Genomic DNA, 15,140 nt, shown 5'->3' with positions numbered 1-15,140 from the left:
GCCGGTAACGCGCATCGGCGGGCCGACGATTCCGCTTGTCGCGCTGCAGCACGGCCGGGCACCGCCGGGCCAGCTAGGCAAGCTCCATATAGAAGGGGAAATTGCCCACCATGACCCAGGTCGGACAGGATACGCTCGGCACCCGCAGCACCATGACCGTCGGCGGCAAGACCGTCGCCTACTATTCGTTCAAGAAAGCCGCCGAAAAGATCGGCGACGTTTCGCGCCTGCCCTTCTCGATGAAGGTCCTGCTCGAGAACATGCTGCGTTTCGAGGACGGCGGCTTCACCGTCTCCACCGACCACGTGCAGGCCGTTGCCGACTGGCAGAAGAACCCGGTCACCGGTGACGAGATCCAGTACCGCCCCGCGCGCGTGCTGCTGCAGGACTTCACCGGCGTTCCCTGCGTCGTCGACCTTGCCGCCATGCGCGACGGCATCAAGGCGCTGGGCGGCGACACCAGCAAGATCAACCCGCAGGTCCCCGTGAACCTCGTCATCGACCACTCGGTCATGGTCGACGAGTTCGGCCATCCCAAGGCCTTCGAAGAGAACATGGAGATCGAGTACCAGCGCAACATGGAGCGCTATGACTTCCTCAAGTGGGGCTCCAAGTCGCTTGCCAACTTCTACGCCGTCCCCCCGGGCACCGGCATCTGCCACCAGGTGAACCTGGAAAACATCGCCCAGACCGTGTGGACCGACAAGGACCAGAACGGTGAGCTGGTCGCCTATCCCGACACCTGTGTCGGCACCGACAGCCACACCACCATGGTCAATGGCCTGGGCGTGCTGGGCTGGGGCGTGGGCGGCATCGAGGCGGAAGCCGCGATGCTGGGCCAGCCGGTCTCGATGCTGATCCCAGAAGTGGTCGGCTTCAAGTTCACCGGCAAGCTCATGGAAGGCGTCACCGCCACCGACCTGGTGCTGACCTGTACCAACCTGCTGCGCCAGCACGGCGTGGTCGGCAAGTTCGTCGAATACTACGGCGACGGCCTTTCCACGCTGAGCCTTGCGGACCGCGCGACGCTCGCCAACATGGCTCCCGAATACGGCGCCACCTGCGGCTTCTTCGGCATCGACGACAAGACGCTCGACTACCTGCGCCTCACCGGCCGCGAGGAAGACCAGATCGCGCTGGTCGAAGCCTATGCCAAGGAGCAGGGCTTCTGGATGGACCCGTCGAACCCGGAGCCGATCTTCTCCTCGACCCTCGAACTCGACCTCTCGACCGTCGTTCCCTCGCTCGCCGGCCCCAAGCGCCCGCAGGACAAGGTCATCCTCACCGAGGTCGACGACGTGTTCAACAAGGACATGGCCGAGATCTACAAGCAGGCGCCCAAGACCGTTCCGGTCGAAGGCAAGGACTTCTCGATCACCGACGGCGACGTGATGATCGCCGCGATCACCAGCTGCACCAACACCTCGAACCCCTCCGTGCTGGTTGCCGCCGGTCTCGTCGCCAAGAAGGCGGACGAGTTCGGCCTCAAGCCCAAGCCCTGGGTCAAGACCTCGCTGGCACCGGGCTCGCAGGTCGTCACCGATTACCTCGAAAAGGCCGGTCTGCAGGACCACCTCGACAACATCGGCTTCAACCTCGTCGGCTACGGCTGCACCACCTGCATCGGCAACTCCGGCCCGCTCGCCGAGCCGATCAGCAAGGCGATCAACGAGAACAACCTCGTTGCCAGCGCGGTAATCTCGGGCAACCGCAACTTCGAGGGCCGCGTCTCGCCCGACGTGCGCGCCAACTTCCTGGCTTCGCCGCCGCTGGTCGTCGCCTATGCGCTCAAGGGCACCGTGGTGGAAGATTTCACCACAACGCCGATCGGCAAGGGCAAGGATGGGCAGGACGTGTACCTCAAGGACATCTGGCCGACCAACGCCGAAGTCACCGCGACGATGAACGCCTGCGTCGACCGGTCGATGTTCCAGGCCCGCTATGCCGACGTCTACAAGGGCGACGAGCACTGGCAGGCGATCGACGTCGTCGGTTCGGAAACCTATCCCTGGCGCGCTGGCTCGACCTATGTCGCCAACCCGCCGTACTTCGAGGGCATGGAGATGACCCCGGCGCCGGTGTCGGACATCGTCGAGGCCAAGCCGCTGCTGGTCCTGGGCGACTCGGTCACCACCGACCACATCAGCCCCGCCGGCTCGATCAAGGAAGACAGCCCCGCCGGCCAGTGGCTCAAGGAGCACCAGGTCGCCAAGGCGGACTTCAACTCCTACGGCTCGCGCCGCGGCCACCACGAAGTGATGATGCGCGGCACCTTCGCCAACATCCGCATCCGCAACGAGATGGTCCCCGGCACCGAAGGCGGCATCTCGCGCTTCGGCGACGAAGTCATGCCGGTCTACGACGTGGCGATGAAGTACAAGGAGCAGGGCACCCCGCTGGTGGTCATCGCCGGCAAGGAATACGGCACCGGCTCCAGCCGCGACTGGGCGGCCAAGGGCACCAACCTGCTGGGCGTGCGCGCCGTGATCGTCGAAAGCTTCGAGCGCATCCACCGCTCGAACCTCGTCGGCATGGGCGTGCTGCCGCTGCAGTTCAAGGAAGGCGACACGCGCACCTCGCTCGAGCTCAACGGCGACTGCAGCTTCACCATCAAGGGCGTCGCCAATCTCAAGCCGCGCCAGGACGTGGAAGTCGAAGTGACCCGCCCGGATGGCTCGACCTTCACCTTCACCGCGCTGTGCCGCATCGATACCGCCAACGAAGTCGAATACTTCATGAACGGCGGCATCCTGCAGTACGTGCTGCGCAAGCTGGCCGCGTAAACCGCTCCAGCCTGACGGTTGGAAAGCCCCGTCCCGCCGTACGCGGGGCGGGGTTTTCCTTTGGGAGTTCGGCTCCGGAATCAGACCGAAGCCATCTCCCCGACCATCGTCCGCAGGGTTTCGGCCAGCCATTGCGATGCCGGCGAGCGCGTCCTGCCGCGCAGGTAGATCAGGTTCGTCTGCGTCTCGGCGGTGGGTAGATCGGTAACGTCCAGCCGCACCAGACGGCCCTCTTCAAGCTCGCGCCCGACCAGCGCCGGGGAGACCAGCCAGGTGCAGCCGGTCTCCAGAACCACATCGCGCAGGATGGCGAAGTTCTCGCAGACGAAGGCGCCCGAGGCGCCCGGCTGGCTGGACGTGGCATGGTCGAATGCCTGCGCCGCCGGAAAGCCGTCGAGATCCTGCATCGCCAGCTTGCCCCTGCCGGCCAGCGGATGCTCGCGGCGCACGACGATCGCAAGTGGCAGCACGCCCAGGCTTTCCTCGGTGACGCCCGGTACGAGGCTCAACTGCCACGAATTGCCGACGATGAGTTCGATGGTGCCTTCGAGGAGCGCTTCCAGCATCTGGTCGGGGGATCCGATCCGCGTGACGAAGGTCACATCCGGGCTGCGCTGCAATGTCGCGACGCCGAGGCGGGGCAACAGCAGGCTGGCCATCAGCGGGCCCATGCCGATGCCCGTCCGCCCGGCCCCGCCATGCCCGAACCGGCGCATGTCGCGATCGAGATCGCCGGCCGAGGCCAGCAAGCCGCGCGCATGCTCGACCGCCAGCTTGCCCGCGGGCGTGAGCGTCACCCCGCCCTTGCCGCGATCGAACAGCCGCAGCCCGTATTCCTCTTCGAAAGCCTGGATGCTGCGGCTGAGCGCAGGCTGGGAAATGCAGACGTCCTCGGCGGCGATGGAAAAGCTGCCGCTGCGCGCGACGGCGAGGATGTGCTTGAGGCGAATCAGGCTGATCATGCATTCAAGGTATGCGATCTGAATTTGAAATGCATTGGACATCAACTCCCGCTTGCCGGTAGCTGCCTTTCGAAGATCGGGAGACAGTCATGGAAATGCGCGCCTACATAGGTTTCGTCACCCTCGGGGCGGTCATCGTCCTCCTCGCCGAAATCCTCTCGGGGCGGCACAAGGGCGTGTACAAGCGCAAGGGCGAGTTCCGCCTGCTGGCGCTGAACATGGCGCTGGGCCGCTTCCTCATCGGACCGGCGGTCGCCGTGGGCATCGCGATGATCTGGAGCACGCTGCTCCCCCGCTATCGCGGCGCTCTGGCCGACATGCCCCTGTGGCTTGCCCTGCCGCTGGTGATGCTATTCGCAGAGTTCTGCTTCTACTGGGTGCATCGCTGGGCGCATCAGGGCGCGAAGAGGCGTTCGCTGCTGTGGATGATCCACCGCACGCACCACTCGGCCACCTACATGAACGTCAGCGTGTGGATGCGGCTCAACGTGTTCTGGTACGTGATGATCCCCAATGCCTGGACGATGAGCCTTGCCATCTATCTGGGGCTGGGCAAGGCCGCGGGCATCACCATCGCGCTCATCGCGGCATGGAACGTCGTGACCCACAGCGATTTCCGGTGGGACGACGCGGTCCGCCGCCACAAGACCTTCGGCCCCCTCTTCCGCGCGCTCGAGCACGTCATCGTCTCGCCCGGCATCCACCACACCCACCACGGCTTCGGCAAGGACGGCGCGTCCTATCGCAACTACGGCGTCATGCTGTCGGTGTGGGACTGGGCCTTCGGCACACTGCATATCCCCGACGGCCGCCCCTACCGCTACGGCCTGCCCGGCCACAACGCCCACTGGCTGGAAGAACTGGCCTATCCGCTGATCCGGATGGGGCCGCAGAAGAACGAGGCGGAGGCGGGACAACCGCCGAACTGATCGGTCGGGAGGTTTCCTACCCCCGCCGCACCTGCCACACTCCGCGCGGCATCAATTTGCCCACGCTCCTTGAACCGTTGATCCACTGGCAATCCGCCCTGCACGCGGCGTGAAGTTATGCGTGCGTACAAGGCATTGGAAACATTGCATGATCCAAGAGTTTGCCTTGGCCGATGTGGACAAACTTAGCGAAGTTACCGCTTGCCATTCCGCCCTCCACAACCGCTCCTTTCGCGGCCCGCGACACTTTCCACAGTTCCGGCTTTGCCCGAATCCCGCGCCCCGGCTATCAGCGCCGGCAACCGATTCACCATGAATTCTACCGGAGCACTGACCCCATGGCCGAAACCACCGACGACCGCCTGCGCCTACTCATCGAGCGCGTGGAACGTCTCGAGGAAGAAAAGAAAGGCATCTCGGACGATATCCGCGACGTCTACAACGAAGCCAAGGCCGTCGGCTACGACGTCAAGATCATGCGCCAGATCGTGCGCCTGCGGAAGATGAAGCCCGACGACCGCCGCGAAATGGACATGATCCTCGATACCTACAAGGCCGCGCTCGGCATCGACTGATCGCTCCCAGGTGACCTCGCTTCCGGCTTGCGCTAGAAACCGGGCCGGAAACGAGGAGAGCCTGCCATGATCGTCACCACCACCCCTGCCGTCGAAGGCCGCCCGGTCCGCGAATACCTCGGCATCGTCACGGGTGAAGTGATCGTCGGCGCCAACCTCTTCCGCGACCTCTTCGCCTCGATCACCGACATCGTCGGCGGCCGCTCGGGCAAGTACGAGCAGGTGCTCCAGCGTGCCCGCAAGGAAGCCATCGCCGAGATGGAAGACGAAGCAGCCAAGCTCGGCGCCACGGCCGTGGTCGGTGTCGACCTCGACTACGAAGTGCTCGGCCAGAGCGGGTCGATGCTCATGGTGAGCTGCTCGGGCACCGCCGTGGTGGTGTGATGCGCTGGCGCGGCGTTCATCACGTCGAGTTCTCGGTGCTCGACTACGACCGCTCGATCGCGTTCTACGACCGCATGTTCGGCTGGCTCGGCTACATGAGCTTCTGGACGCTCGATATCGGGTACCGCTCCACCTACTACATGGCGCGCTTCCCCTCGCCGCACAGTTATATCGGCATCCAGCCGGCGAAGACCGGCGGCAGGCTCGATCACGAGGCGCGTTCGGTGGGCATCCACCACATCGCACTCTGGGCGAAGAACCGCCGCGAGGTGGATGCCTTCCACCGCGAGTTCCTTCTGCCCGAAGGCCTTGCGGTGACCGATCCGCCCGCCGCCTACGACATCTATGCGCCGGGCTACTACGCAGTGTTCTTCGACGATCCGGTCAACGGCATTCACTGGGAATTGGCCTATACCCCGCGCGTGCCCACGCCCGGACAATTCCTGCGCTTCCGCAAGGCGATCAAGGCCGCGCAGGCCGACCATCCGGAGTGGGCCGACAGCCCCGAGAAGCTCGCCTTGCGCAAGCTGCCGCCGCGCAAGCACTAGGCCCTGGAAAGCCGCGAGGCGCGCGGCGGTTGCCCTTGGCCCGGTCGGTGTTGTAAGGGCGCGCGACCTTATTCCAACGGACCCGCCCCGACATTGCTGCTCACCGGCATGGCACAGGCGGCGGGCAGACAACGAGCGGAGCCCATGGCAGGCCATTCCAAATTCAAGAACATCATGCACCGCAAGGGCGCGCAGGACAAAAAGCGCTCGGCGCAGTTCAGCAAGCTTTCGCGCGAAATCACCGTCGCCGCCAAGATGGGCATGCCCGATCCGGACATGAACCCGCGCCTGCGCGCCGCGGTCAACGCCGCCAAGGCGCAGTCGATGCCCAAGGACAACATCCAGCGCGCCATCGACAAGGCGAGCAAGGGCGACTCCGAGAACTACGAGGAAGTGCGCTACGAGGGCTACGGCCCCGGCGGCGTCGCGCTGATCGTCGAGGCGTTGACCGACAACCGCAATCGCACCGCCACCAACGTGCGCACGGCCTTTTCCAAGAACGGCGGCAACCTTGGCACCAGCGGCGCGGTGAGCCACGGCTTCGATCGCCTCGGCCTGATCGAGTACCCAGCCAGCGTCGGTGACGAGGAAAAGGTCCTCGAAGCCGCGATCGAAGCCGGTGCCGACGACGTCGAGAGCGATGCCGACAGCCACGCGATCTGGACTTCGGTGGAAAGCCTCCACGAAGTCGCCGCGGAACTCGAAAAGGGTCTGGGCGAAGCTGAGGGCGTGAAGCTGGCCTGGCGCCCCAACCTCAAGGTCGATGTCGACGAGGGCACCGCGAGCACGCTGCTCAAGCTGGTCGATACGCTCGACGACGACGACGATGTGCAGACCGTCTGGGGCAATTATGAAATCAGCGATGAAGTCATGGAGAAGCTGGGTTAAGCCGAACCCATGATCATCATCGGCCTCGACCCCGGCCTCACCTGCACCGGCTGGGGCGTGGTCGCCAAGAGCGGCAGCCGCATAAGCCATGTCGCCAACGGGCAGATCCGCACCGATGCCAAGGCGGGCATGGCCGAGCGGCTGGTCGAGCTGGATGCAGCGCTGACCGACGTGATCCTCCACCACCGCCCCGATGCGGGTGCGGTGGAGGAAGTCTTCGTCAACGTGAACCCGCAGTCGACGCTCAAGCTCGGGCAGGCGCGCGGCGTTGCCATGCTCACGCTCGCCCGCGCCGGCATGCCGGTAGCCGAGTATCCGACCAAGGTTGTCAAGAAGGCGCTCGTCGGCACCGGCGGCGCCGACAAGAAGCAGATCCAGGCGATGCTCAAGGTCCTGCTGCCCGGCGTGAAGCTGGCCGGCGAAGACGCCTCCGACGCCCTGGCCGTCGCGATCACTCACGCCAACATGCTCGGCAGCCACCGCTAGGAACCCCGTGCCGCCTCGCGCTTTCTCCACCGCGATGAAAGAGCAAGACGAAACCTGGATGCGCGAGGCTGTCCGCATCGCGATCGACAAGAAGGGCAGCGATCCGGCGAACACGCCCATTGCCGCCCTTCTGGTGCGCGGCGGCGAACTGGTTTCCTGGGGCATCAACCGCACCGCGGAATGCTGCGACGCCACCGCCCATGCAGAGATCGACGCGCTGCGGGCCGGGGGCAAGGCTACCGGAGAGATGCGCATAGAAGGCGCGACACTCTACTCGACCCTCCAGCCCTGCGGCATGTGCACCATGGCCGCCATCTGGGCGGGCGTGAGCCGCATCGTCTTCGGCGCGGGCCGCGAGGATGTGCACGAGATGTATTTCGAGGACCGGCACCTTTCGACGCTCGACTTCGTGGCCGACGCCTACAGGGACGATCTTGCGCTGGAGGGCGGCGTTCTATCGGAGGACTGCGCGAAACTCTACTTCCGCCCGTGGGACGACGTGCCGGAAGAAGAGCAGGCCAACGACTAAGCTTACATGCCGCTGCGTTCGAGTGCAGTCTGGAAGTCATAATACGGTGCGGAACTGCACGGCCCGTGTCGCACATACAGGCAGGCGCGTTCCTGCGGCATGGCGAGGCAGGCCACCCGCCGATAGGCTTCGGTGCCGAGAGGGCGTTCGGAAGCGATCAGGGCGTTGGCGGCCCGGGCCAGATCCGGTGGCAGGGGGGCAGTCCGATCGTAAACACCCTTGGGAGTGACGGACAAAGGCACCGGCCGTGGAAGCTGTGCGGGAACGACGTGTGCATAGAACTCATCCACCACCGCCAGACGGCACACATGCGGATCTTGCGCAGCCTTGACGGCCAGCTTCGGAATGGCGCCACCCCCGCGAAATGCTTGATAGCCGCCGGTCACGCGAAACGAAGAAATAGAGAGCAAGCCCCAGACCGCCGTTACCAGCAGGACAGCAGCCATGCTTTCCCTGAGACGAGGATAGCGCCGAGTCAGGATACCATCGGCCAGATTTTGGGAGCCGACCGCTGCCACCACCAGAATCACCAGGGTCGAGACCCAGACGAACCGATACTCTTTGTGAGCAATAAGGCTGTGAACCGCGACGTTCACGGCCGCAGCAAGCAGCAGCGGCCAATAGCGGCGTCCCGCAGCGGCCGCGCAAATCAACACGAACAGCAGCGCCGCCGCACCGAAATGCAGATAGTACTCCACGAAGTACTGCCAGGCCGGACTGGTGCCGAAACCCGCTGCTTTGCCCTCGACGATGTTCTTGCTGAAATTGATGAATATCCAGGCGTAGGGCACCTTGCCGGCAACCATATCGCTTGCCGCTCCCAGGATTGCAGCGCCCAGCCCTCCGGCCACGACCGGCCGCCAACGCTCGGGCGAGCGCCACAGGGCATTCAGGACGAGCACCGCCGCAAAGGGCGCATATTGCAGCCGGACCAGAACGCCGAAGCCGGCCAGAAACCCGCCGGCCAGCAACATTCTGCGGGACGCGGAGCTGTCCAGCAGAAGCGATGCCGCCAGTAGCAGTACGGCGCTCGCCAGGCTCTCGGACAGCAGCAGCTCGGAAAAGAACACACTTTCCCACCACGCCGCCACGACGAACAGGGCGACGATCGCATGGCGGCGTGAAACGAAGGTCCCCAACCGCCAGGCTGCCGGCAGGGCGACAAGTGTCAGCGTCAGAAAAGTCGCACGGGCCAAGTACATGCCCGCAAGCGTACCCGGCGCAAGCCTGTGCCCGAGCCAAAGCGGCATGCTCAGAATCTGGGGAATGAGACTGTTGCGCACGCCTGCGCGTGACTCCCAAGGCAGGAGACCGTGTCCCGTAGCCAGACGATTGGCCTGCTCAAGATATTGCATCAGCTCATCGGCATGACTGATATCGAAAGGCGCCCAAGCCTGAATGCGCAGCAGGATCGCAAGAGCCAGAACGCCAAGAACCAGCCACCGCCCATCCCGAGTGGCTGCTTCCGTCTTGATCCAATGATCGCCCACGCTGCTACCGCTGGAATTCCCCATAAGCACCGCTGGCATAGTGCGCCATCAGGAGAATGTCACCGCGCAGGTTGCGATCACCGATCCGGGCAAAGCTGAGGACTTGCCCCTTGCCGCAAACCATGGTGCCGTGCATAGGAAGCCGATGGAGAACAAACCATGATCGCCAAACTGACCGGCATGCTGGACGAGACCGGCCCCGACTGGGCGGTCGTCGATGTAAACGGCGTCGGTTATCTCGTGCATTGCTCGGCGCGCACGCTGGACCAGTTGGGCATCAGGGGCGACAAGGTCGTCGTCTATACGGAAATGCAGGTTTCAGAGACCGACCAGCGGCTGATCGGTTTCACCAGCGGTGCCGAGCGCGACTGGTTCCGGCTGCTCACTGCCGTGCAGGGCGTGGGTTCGAAAGTGGCGCTGGCTATCCTTTCCGCGCTGACGACCGAGGAGCTGCAGCGGGCCTGCGCGGGCGGCGATTCCGCGATGGTGGCCCGCGCCAACGGCGTCGGCCCCAAGCTTGCCAGCCGTATCGTCAACGAACTCAAGGAAAAGGCCGGCGGCATGGCGACCGTACCTGGCGGTCCGGGAATGGCGCCCTCTGCGCCTGCCGGATCCTCCAGCGCCGATGCCGTCTCCGCCTTGCAGAACCTCGGCTTCAAACCCGCCGTCGCGAGTGCCGCCGTGGCACATGCCATGGGCGAACTCGGCGAAGACGCCGACCTCAACGACCTTGTCCGCGTCGCGCTGAAAAAAGCCGCTGGATAGCAAGGAGATTTCGATGATCCGCACCGTCTTCATGGCTCTCGCTGCAGCGATCGCGCTTCCCGGCGTCTCGGCCCGAGCTGCAGATATGTCGTCCTTCACCGCCGGCCCGGTCTTTTCGGAGTACGGCAAGATCGCAAGCGTCGAATCCGACCTGCCCGTTTCGCCGGAGACCCATTTTAAAGTGATCTTCGACGCGAAAGAAGGCGCCAAGCCCGGCGACGTCGTGCGTACGTTCGATTCGGTGGCCCGCTTCGTCAACATGAACGTGGCCGCCGGCGTGCCGGAGAAGAATATCGAGGTTGCCCTCGTTGTTCACGGGCCTGCGTCCTGGTTCCTGACCAATGCCGACGCCTTCGCGCGGCACGATCCCGAGCGCATCAACGACAGCGCCCCGCTGGTGAAGCAACTCGTGGCGCACGGGGTGACGATCTATCTCTGCGGCCAGAGCGCTGTCGCCAACGGCATCGCGAAAAGCGATCTGCTGCCGGGTGTAAAACTGTCGCTCTCCGCGATGAACGCCTTTGCCCAGCTCCAGCAGCAAGGCTACGTGCTGATCCCGTGACCGATAACCCCATCCTCACCCCCGACCGCCAGCCCGAGGATGCCGACGCCGCGCTGCGCCCCAAGACGCTGAGCGAGTTCGTCGGACAGGCCGGTGCCAAGGATAACCTGCGCGTCTTCATCGAATCGGCCAAGTCACGGCGCGAGGCGATGGATCACGTGCTGTTCTTCGGACCTCCGGGGCTCGGCAAGACAACGCTGGCGCAGATCGTCGCACGCGAACTGGGCGTGGGTTTTCGCGCCACGTCGGGGCCGGTCATCGCCAAGGCCGGTGATCTGGCCGCGCTGCTCACCAATCTCGAACACGGCGACGTGCTGTTCATCGACGAGATCCACCGCCTCAATCCGGTGGTCGAGGAAGTCCTCTACCCGGCGATGGAAGACCGCGCGCTCGACCTTATCATCGGTGAAGGCCCGTCGGCCCGGTCTGTGCGGATCGACCTGCCCCCCTTCACGCTGATCGGCGCAACCACGCGGCAGGGCCTGCTGCAGACGCCGCTGCGCGACCGCTTCGGCATTCCGGTGAGGCTGCAGTTCTACTCCGTGCCCGAACTGGAAAGCGTCGTGGCGCGCGGAGCTGGTCTGTTGGGCATCGGCATAGACAAGGGGGGCGCGACCGAGATTGCCCGACGCTCTCGCGGCACGCCGCGCGTCGCCGGACGCCTGATGCGACGGGTTCGCGATTTCGCGCATGTCGCGGGCAGCGAGGTTATCACGCAGGCCATTGCCGACGATTCTCTCACGCGGCTCGAAGTGGATTCACTGGGCCTCGACGCCCAGGACCGCCGTTACCTGCGCATGATCGCGGATATCTACAAGGGCGGCCCGGTGGGCGTGGAAACCTTGGCCGCAGGTCTTTCCGAACCGCGCGACACGATCGAGGAAGTCATCGAGCCTTACCTGATCCAGCTCGGTCTGGTGGCCCGCACAGCGCGAGGCCGCTGCCTAAACGACCCCGGCTGGAAGCATCTGGGCGTGGCTCCGCCACAGGGCTCGCAAGGCGGATTTTTCGATTCGGACGAGCAGGACGGCACCGCCTGAAGCACCAGGAAAATGTGTCGAGCCTGTTTACAACGCCCTGATGCGCAGTCCCATTTCGGTACGTTCTCCCGACAGGCACCGGGAATTAACCAAAATTCTCACATTGGGACGCTCGATTCTGGGTTAACGCCGTTGTTCCGTTAACCGGACTCTGCGTTGTTTCTGTCAGATCGGATGTCGCGCCTCCTTTCCGGGGGCACGAGATCCAGAGGGAAACAGAGAGAGCATCGCTTATGTCGGTTCGGATGGCCCTTGCGAAATTGTCTGCCTGCGCGGCAGGCTGCGCCGTCATTGGAGGCGGAGCCGTCCACGTGGCGGAAACGCAGTCAGCAAGCACCGAGTACCGCAAGGTCAAGATGGCCAAGACGGCACAGCCCGTCAAAAAGGCCAAGCGCATCGTCCGCAAGGAAAAGCCGCGCACGACCAAGCGGGTACGCAAGATCGTAAAGCGCACCTGTTGCGAGCAGCCGCAGATGGCGATGGTCCCGGTTCCGCCGCCGTACATTCCGCCGGCTCCGCCGCCCTCCTACCAGGGCGGGGGCGGCAGCCCGCCGGTCGTGATCGGCGGTGGCCCCATCGGCGGTTTCGGCGGCGGCTTCTTCGGCGGATTCTTTGGGGGTGGCAGCTCGAGCGGCGGCAATATCGTCATCAGCTCGACCACCAGCGGCGGCTCGACGTCCACCTCGTCCTCGTCGGGCGGCCTCACCTCGACCACCACGGGCGGCTCGACCTCGACGTCCACCGGCGGCGTGACCTCGACAACTGGCGGCGTGACTTCGACAACCGGCGGCATTACCTCGACGAGCTCTTCCTCGACAGGCGGCGTCACGTCCACCACGGGCGGCGTGACTTCGACGAGTTCCTCGTCGACGGGCGGCATCACCTCGACCACCACCACCGGCGGCGTCACGTCCACGACGTCGACGAGTTCGGGTAATGTCACGAGCACCAGTTCGTCATCGTCGTCGACGTCCTCTTCGAGTTCGACGTCTTCATCGAGCTCCACCAGTTCCTCGACGAGTTCGTCCACCTCCAGTTCGACGTCATCGTCCACTTCGTCGTCGACGTCATCCTCCTCGGGCGGGTCGACCACGACCAGCACCGGCGGCCACGACGTTCCCGCACCGCCGATGCTGATTCTCTTCGGCGCTGCCGCAGCGACCGTGGTCGGCCGCCGCCGCATCGGCCGCAAGACGACGGGCTGATTGCCGCCGGCTTTGCCGGCTACGCCAGAAAGCACCACATGGGGCGGGTGCCGGGGGACGGTGTCCGAGGCGAGGGCGACGTTCGGCACGTCGCCCTTTGCTTTTGCGCCACCCCAAGCGGGATCAGTGCGTTCCGCCGTTCTTCTTGAGGCTCTCTTCCATGCGGGCCATCTGCTCTGGTGTCGCTTCGGTCTGGTACTTGGCCTTCCATTCATCGAAGGGCATTCCATGGATCACGGCGCGCGCCTCCATCTTGTCTCCCTCGAAACCTGCATCCCTGATCCAATCGGCCAGGCAGTTGCGGCAGAAGCCGGCGAGGCCCATGAGGTCGATGTTCTGGGCATCGTGCCGTTTCTGCAGATGATGCACCAATCTGCGGAAGGCCGCGGCGGCCACGGCATCGTCAAGCGTGTCTATCCGGTCACTATCGTTCATATACTTGCCAATCGTCCTTGGTTTGTAAGCATTGCTTTGCCATATGACGCCCCGTTCCCGAAAGAGGCAGTCTAGACGTGGTCACCACCCCCCATCGCCGTTCCCCTCATCACCGCGGCATCAAGCGTACGCGCAAGGTCAAGATCCTGGCAACGCTCGGCCCCGCGAGCCGGGACAGGGAGACCATCACCAGGCTGCTGAAAGCCGGGGCCGATGCCTTCCGCGTCAACATGAGCCATGGCGACCACGATACCCATCGCGAAACCATCGCCAATATCCGCGCGGTGGAAAAGGACCTGATGCGTCCGGTGGCCGTGCTGTGCGACCTGCAGGGGCCGAAACTGCGCGTGGGCACGTTCAGGGACGGCAAGGCCTTCATCCGTCACGGCGCGCACTTCACGCTCGACAGCGATCCCACCCCCGGCGACGATACCCGCGTCCAGCTGCCGCATCCCGAACTGTTCGGGCTGCTCGAGAAGGGACAGCGCCTGCTGATCGACGACGGCAAACTGCGCTTCGTCGTGATCAAGCCGGAAAAGGACCGGATCCTGTGCTCGGCCGAGGTTGGCGGCCAGATCTCGGACCGCAAGGGCGTGAACATTCCCGATGCCATCGTCCCGGTCCCGGCGCTCACCGAAAAAGACCGTCGCGACCTCGCTTTCGCGGTCAAGGAAGGCGCCGACTGGATCGGCCTGTCCTTCGTCCAGCGGCCCGAGGACGTGGCCGAGGCGCGGCGCCTGATGGGCGGATATGGCGCGCTGATGGCCAAGATCGAGAAACCGGCCGCGGTGCAAAGCCTCGATGAGATCATCGAGCTTTCCGATGGCATCATGGTTGCCCGCGGTGACCTCGGCGTGGAGCTGCTGCCCGAGGAAGTGCCGCCGATCCAGAAGCACATCATCGAGAAGACCCGCGCCTACGGAAAGCCGGTAGTGGTCGCGACGCAGATGCTCGAATCGATGATCACGAGCCCGACCCCGACCCGCGCCGAAGTCTCCGACGTGGCAAACGCGGTGTACGACGGCGCCGACGCGGTGATGCTTTCGGCCGAGACCGCGGCCGGCCAGTGGCCGGTCGAGGCGGTGACCATCATGGACCGGATCGCCACCCAGGTCGAAGGCGACAAGACCTACCGCGAACGCATCCACATCGCCGCGACGCCGCCCGACGCCACCACTGCCGATGCGCTGTCCGCGTCCTGCGCGACGATCGCCGACACCCTGCCGATCGAAGGCATCATCATCTTCACCGGCTCGGGGATTTCCGCGCGCCGTGTCGCCCGCGAGCGTCCGTCGGCGCCGATGCTGGTGCTTACGCCTTCGCAGAAGACCGCCCGCCGCATGGCGCTGCTATGGGGGGCACACAACGTCTCGACGAAGGATATAGGCAGCTTCGAGGAAATGATCGCCAAGGGCAAACGCATGGCCCTGCGCCACGGCTTCGGCGCTGCCGGTTCTCGCCTCGTGGCTCTGGCCGGCGTGCCGTTCGGCGTGCCCGGCTCGACCAACCTGCTCCATGTCGTCACCCTCTCGGGCAACGAACTGGCCACGCCGAAATAG

The 15,140-nt window shown here is 64.8% G+C and carries 17 protein-coding genes; 12 read left to right on the top strand and 5 right to left on the bottom strand.

Features of this window, described 5'->3' with window-relative positions; all coding sequences use genetic code 11:
- Nucleotides 1-110 precede the first annotated feature (110 nt).
- Nucleotides 111-2,783, top strand: a complete 2,673-nt coding sequence (gene acnA / locus LK12_RS06415; protein WP_039280829.1) for an aconitate hydratase AcnA — start codon at nt 111-113, stop codon at nt 2,781-2,783.
- A gap of 80 nt (nt 2,784-2,863) precedes the next feature.
- Here the strand turns inward: acnA and LK12_RS06410 are convergent, their stop codons facing one another.
- A complete protein-coding gene (locus LK12_RS06410) occupies nt 2,864-3,745 on the bottom strand; it encodes a LysR family transcriptional regulator (RefSeq protein WP_197063481.1) in 882 nt (293 codons plus the stop codon).
- An 89-nt stretch (nt 3,746-3,834) separates the two neighbouring features.
- On the opposite strand from LK12_RS06410, the gene LK12_RS06405 reads away from it, so the two are divergent.
- From LK12_RS06405 to LK12_RS06375, 7 genes are all read left to right on the top strand, one after another.
- Nucleotides 3,835-4,674, top strand: coding sequence for a sterol desaturase family protein (locus tag LK12_RS06405; RefSeq protein ID WP_039280826.1), 840 nt, complete (start codon nt 3,835-3,837; stop codon nt 4,672-4,674).
- 338 nt (nt 4,675-5,012) lie between these two features.
- Nucleotides 5,013-5,249: a DUF2312 domain-containing protein gene (locus LK12_RS06400; protein WP_007012906.1), complete on the top strand. Its 237-nt coding sequence runs from the start codon at nt 5,013-5,015 to the stop codon at nt 5,247-5,249.
- A gap of 66 nt (nt 5,250-5,315) precedes the next feature.
- Nucleotides 5,316-5,633, top strand: coding sequence for a heavy metal-binding domain-containing protein (locus LK12_RS06395; RefSeq protein WP_039280820.1), 318 nt, complete (start codon nt 5,316-5,318; stop codon nt 5,631-5,633).
- Entirely contained in the window at nt 5,630-6,181 is a 552-nt protein-coding gene (locus LK12_RS06390) for a VOC family protein (protein WP_331454129.1), read from the top strand. The genes LK12_RS06395 and LK12_RS06390 overlap by 4 nt, the downstream gene beginning before the upstream one ends.
- A 144-nt stretch (nt 6,182-6,325) precedes the next feature.
- The gene (locus tag LK12_RS06385) at nt 6,326-7,069 is read left to right on the top strand and encodes a YebC/PmpR family DNA-binding transcriptional regulator (protein WP_039280815.1); all 744 of its coding nucleotides are present in this window, start codon (nt 6,326-6,328) and stop codon (nt 7,067-7,069) included.
- Nucleotides 7,070-7,078: 9 nt separating this feature from the next.
- A complete protein-coding gene (gene ruvC, locus LK12_RS06380; RefSeq protein ID WP_039280813.1) occupies nt 7,079-7,555 on the top strand; it encodes a crossover junction endodeoxyribonuclease RuvC in 477 nt (158 codons plus the stop codon).
- Between the two features lie 34 nt (nt 7,556-7,589).
- On the top strand, nt 7,590-8,084 hold the full coding sequence (locus LK12_RS06375; RefSeq protein ID WP_039280811.1) for a nucleoside deaminase: 495 nt from the start codon (nt 7,590-7,592) through the stop codon (nt 8,082-8,084).
- 2 nt (nt 8,085-8,086) lie between these two features.
- Here the strand turns inward: LK12_RS06375 and LK12_RS06370 are convergent, their stop codons facing one another.
- Nucleotides 8,087-9,574 carry a glycosyltransferase family protein gene (locus LK12_RS06370; protein ID WP_052223221.1) on the bottom strand — a complete coding sequence of 496 codons (1,488 nt, stop codon included), beginning with the start codon at nt 9,572-9,574 and terminating at the stop codon, nt 8,087-8,089.
- A 4-nt stretch (nt 9,575-9,578) separates the two neighbouring features.
- Complete coding sequence (locus LK12_RS25290) at nt 9,579-9,710, bottom strand: hypothetical protein (RefSeq protein WP_269430650.1); 132 nt, start codon at nt 9,708-9,710, stop codon at nt 9,579-9,581.
- Nucleotides 9,711-9,733: 23 nt separating this feature from the next.
- Here LK12_RS25290 and ruvA point away from each other — a divergent pair, with 23 nt between their 5' ends.
- The 3 genes from ruvA to ruvB are packed head-to-tail and all read left to right on the top strand — an operon-like array spanning nt 9,734 to nt 11,941.
- On the top strand, nt 9,734-10,339 hold the full coding sequence (gene ruvA / locus LK12_RS06365) for a Holliday junction branch migration protein RuvA (protein ID WP_039280809.1): 606 nt from the start codon (nt 9,734-9,736) through the stop codon (nt 10,337-10,339).
- 13 nt (nt 10,340-10,352) lie between these two features.
- Nucleotides 10,353-10,901 (top strand): DsrE family protein, encoded by a 549-nt coding sequence (locus tag LK12_RS06360; RefSeq protein ID WP_156135417.1) that lies wholly within the window; start codon nt 10,353-10,355, stop codon nt 10,899-10,901.
- A complete protein-coding gene (gene ruvB, locus LK12_RS06355; RefSeq protein ID WP_039280805.1) occupies nt 10,898-11,941 on the top strand; it encodes a Holliday junction branch migration DNA helicase RuvB in 1,044 nt (347 codons plus the stop codon). Before LK12_RS06360 ends, ruvB begins: the two co-directional genes overlap by 4 nt.
- Before the next feature lie 526 nt (nt 11,942-12,467).
- On the opposite strand, the gene LK12_RS06345 is transcribed toward ruvB, so the two are convergent.
- Together LK12_RS06345 and LK12_RS06340 are read right to left on the bottom strand one after the other, a co-directional pair.
- A complete protein-coding gene (locus LK12_RS06345) occupies nt 12,468-13,235 on the bottom strand; it encodes a hypothetical protein (protein ID WP_052223220.1) in 768 nt (255 codons plus the stop codon).
- A gap of 34 nt (nt 13,236-13,269) precedes the next feature.
- On the bottom strand, nt 13,270-13,581 hold the full coding sequence (locus LK12_RS06340; RefSeq protein ID WP_039280800.1) for a DUF1244 domain-containing protein: 312 nt from the start codon (nt 13,579-13,581) through the stop codon (nt 13,270-13,272).
- A 77-nt stretch (nt 13,582-13,658) separates the two neighbouring features.
- Between LK12_RS06340 and pyk the strand changes: the two genes are divergently transcribed.
- The gene (gene pyk / locus LK12_RS06335; protein ID WP_039280798.1) at nt 13,659-15,140 is read left to right on the top strand and encodes a pyruvate kinase; all 1,482 of its coding nucleotides are present in this window, start codon (nt 13,659-13,661) and stop codon (nt 15,138-15,140) included.

Origin of the sequence: Novosphingobium malaysiense (assembly GCF_000802225.1) — a bacterium.
Classification (GTDB): domain Bacteria; phylum Pseudomonadota; class Alphaproteobacteria; order Sphingomonadales; family Sphingomonadaceae; genus Novosphingobium; species Novosphingobium malaysiense.
This window is presented reverse-complemented; position numbering and strand designations above follow the sequence as displayed.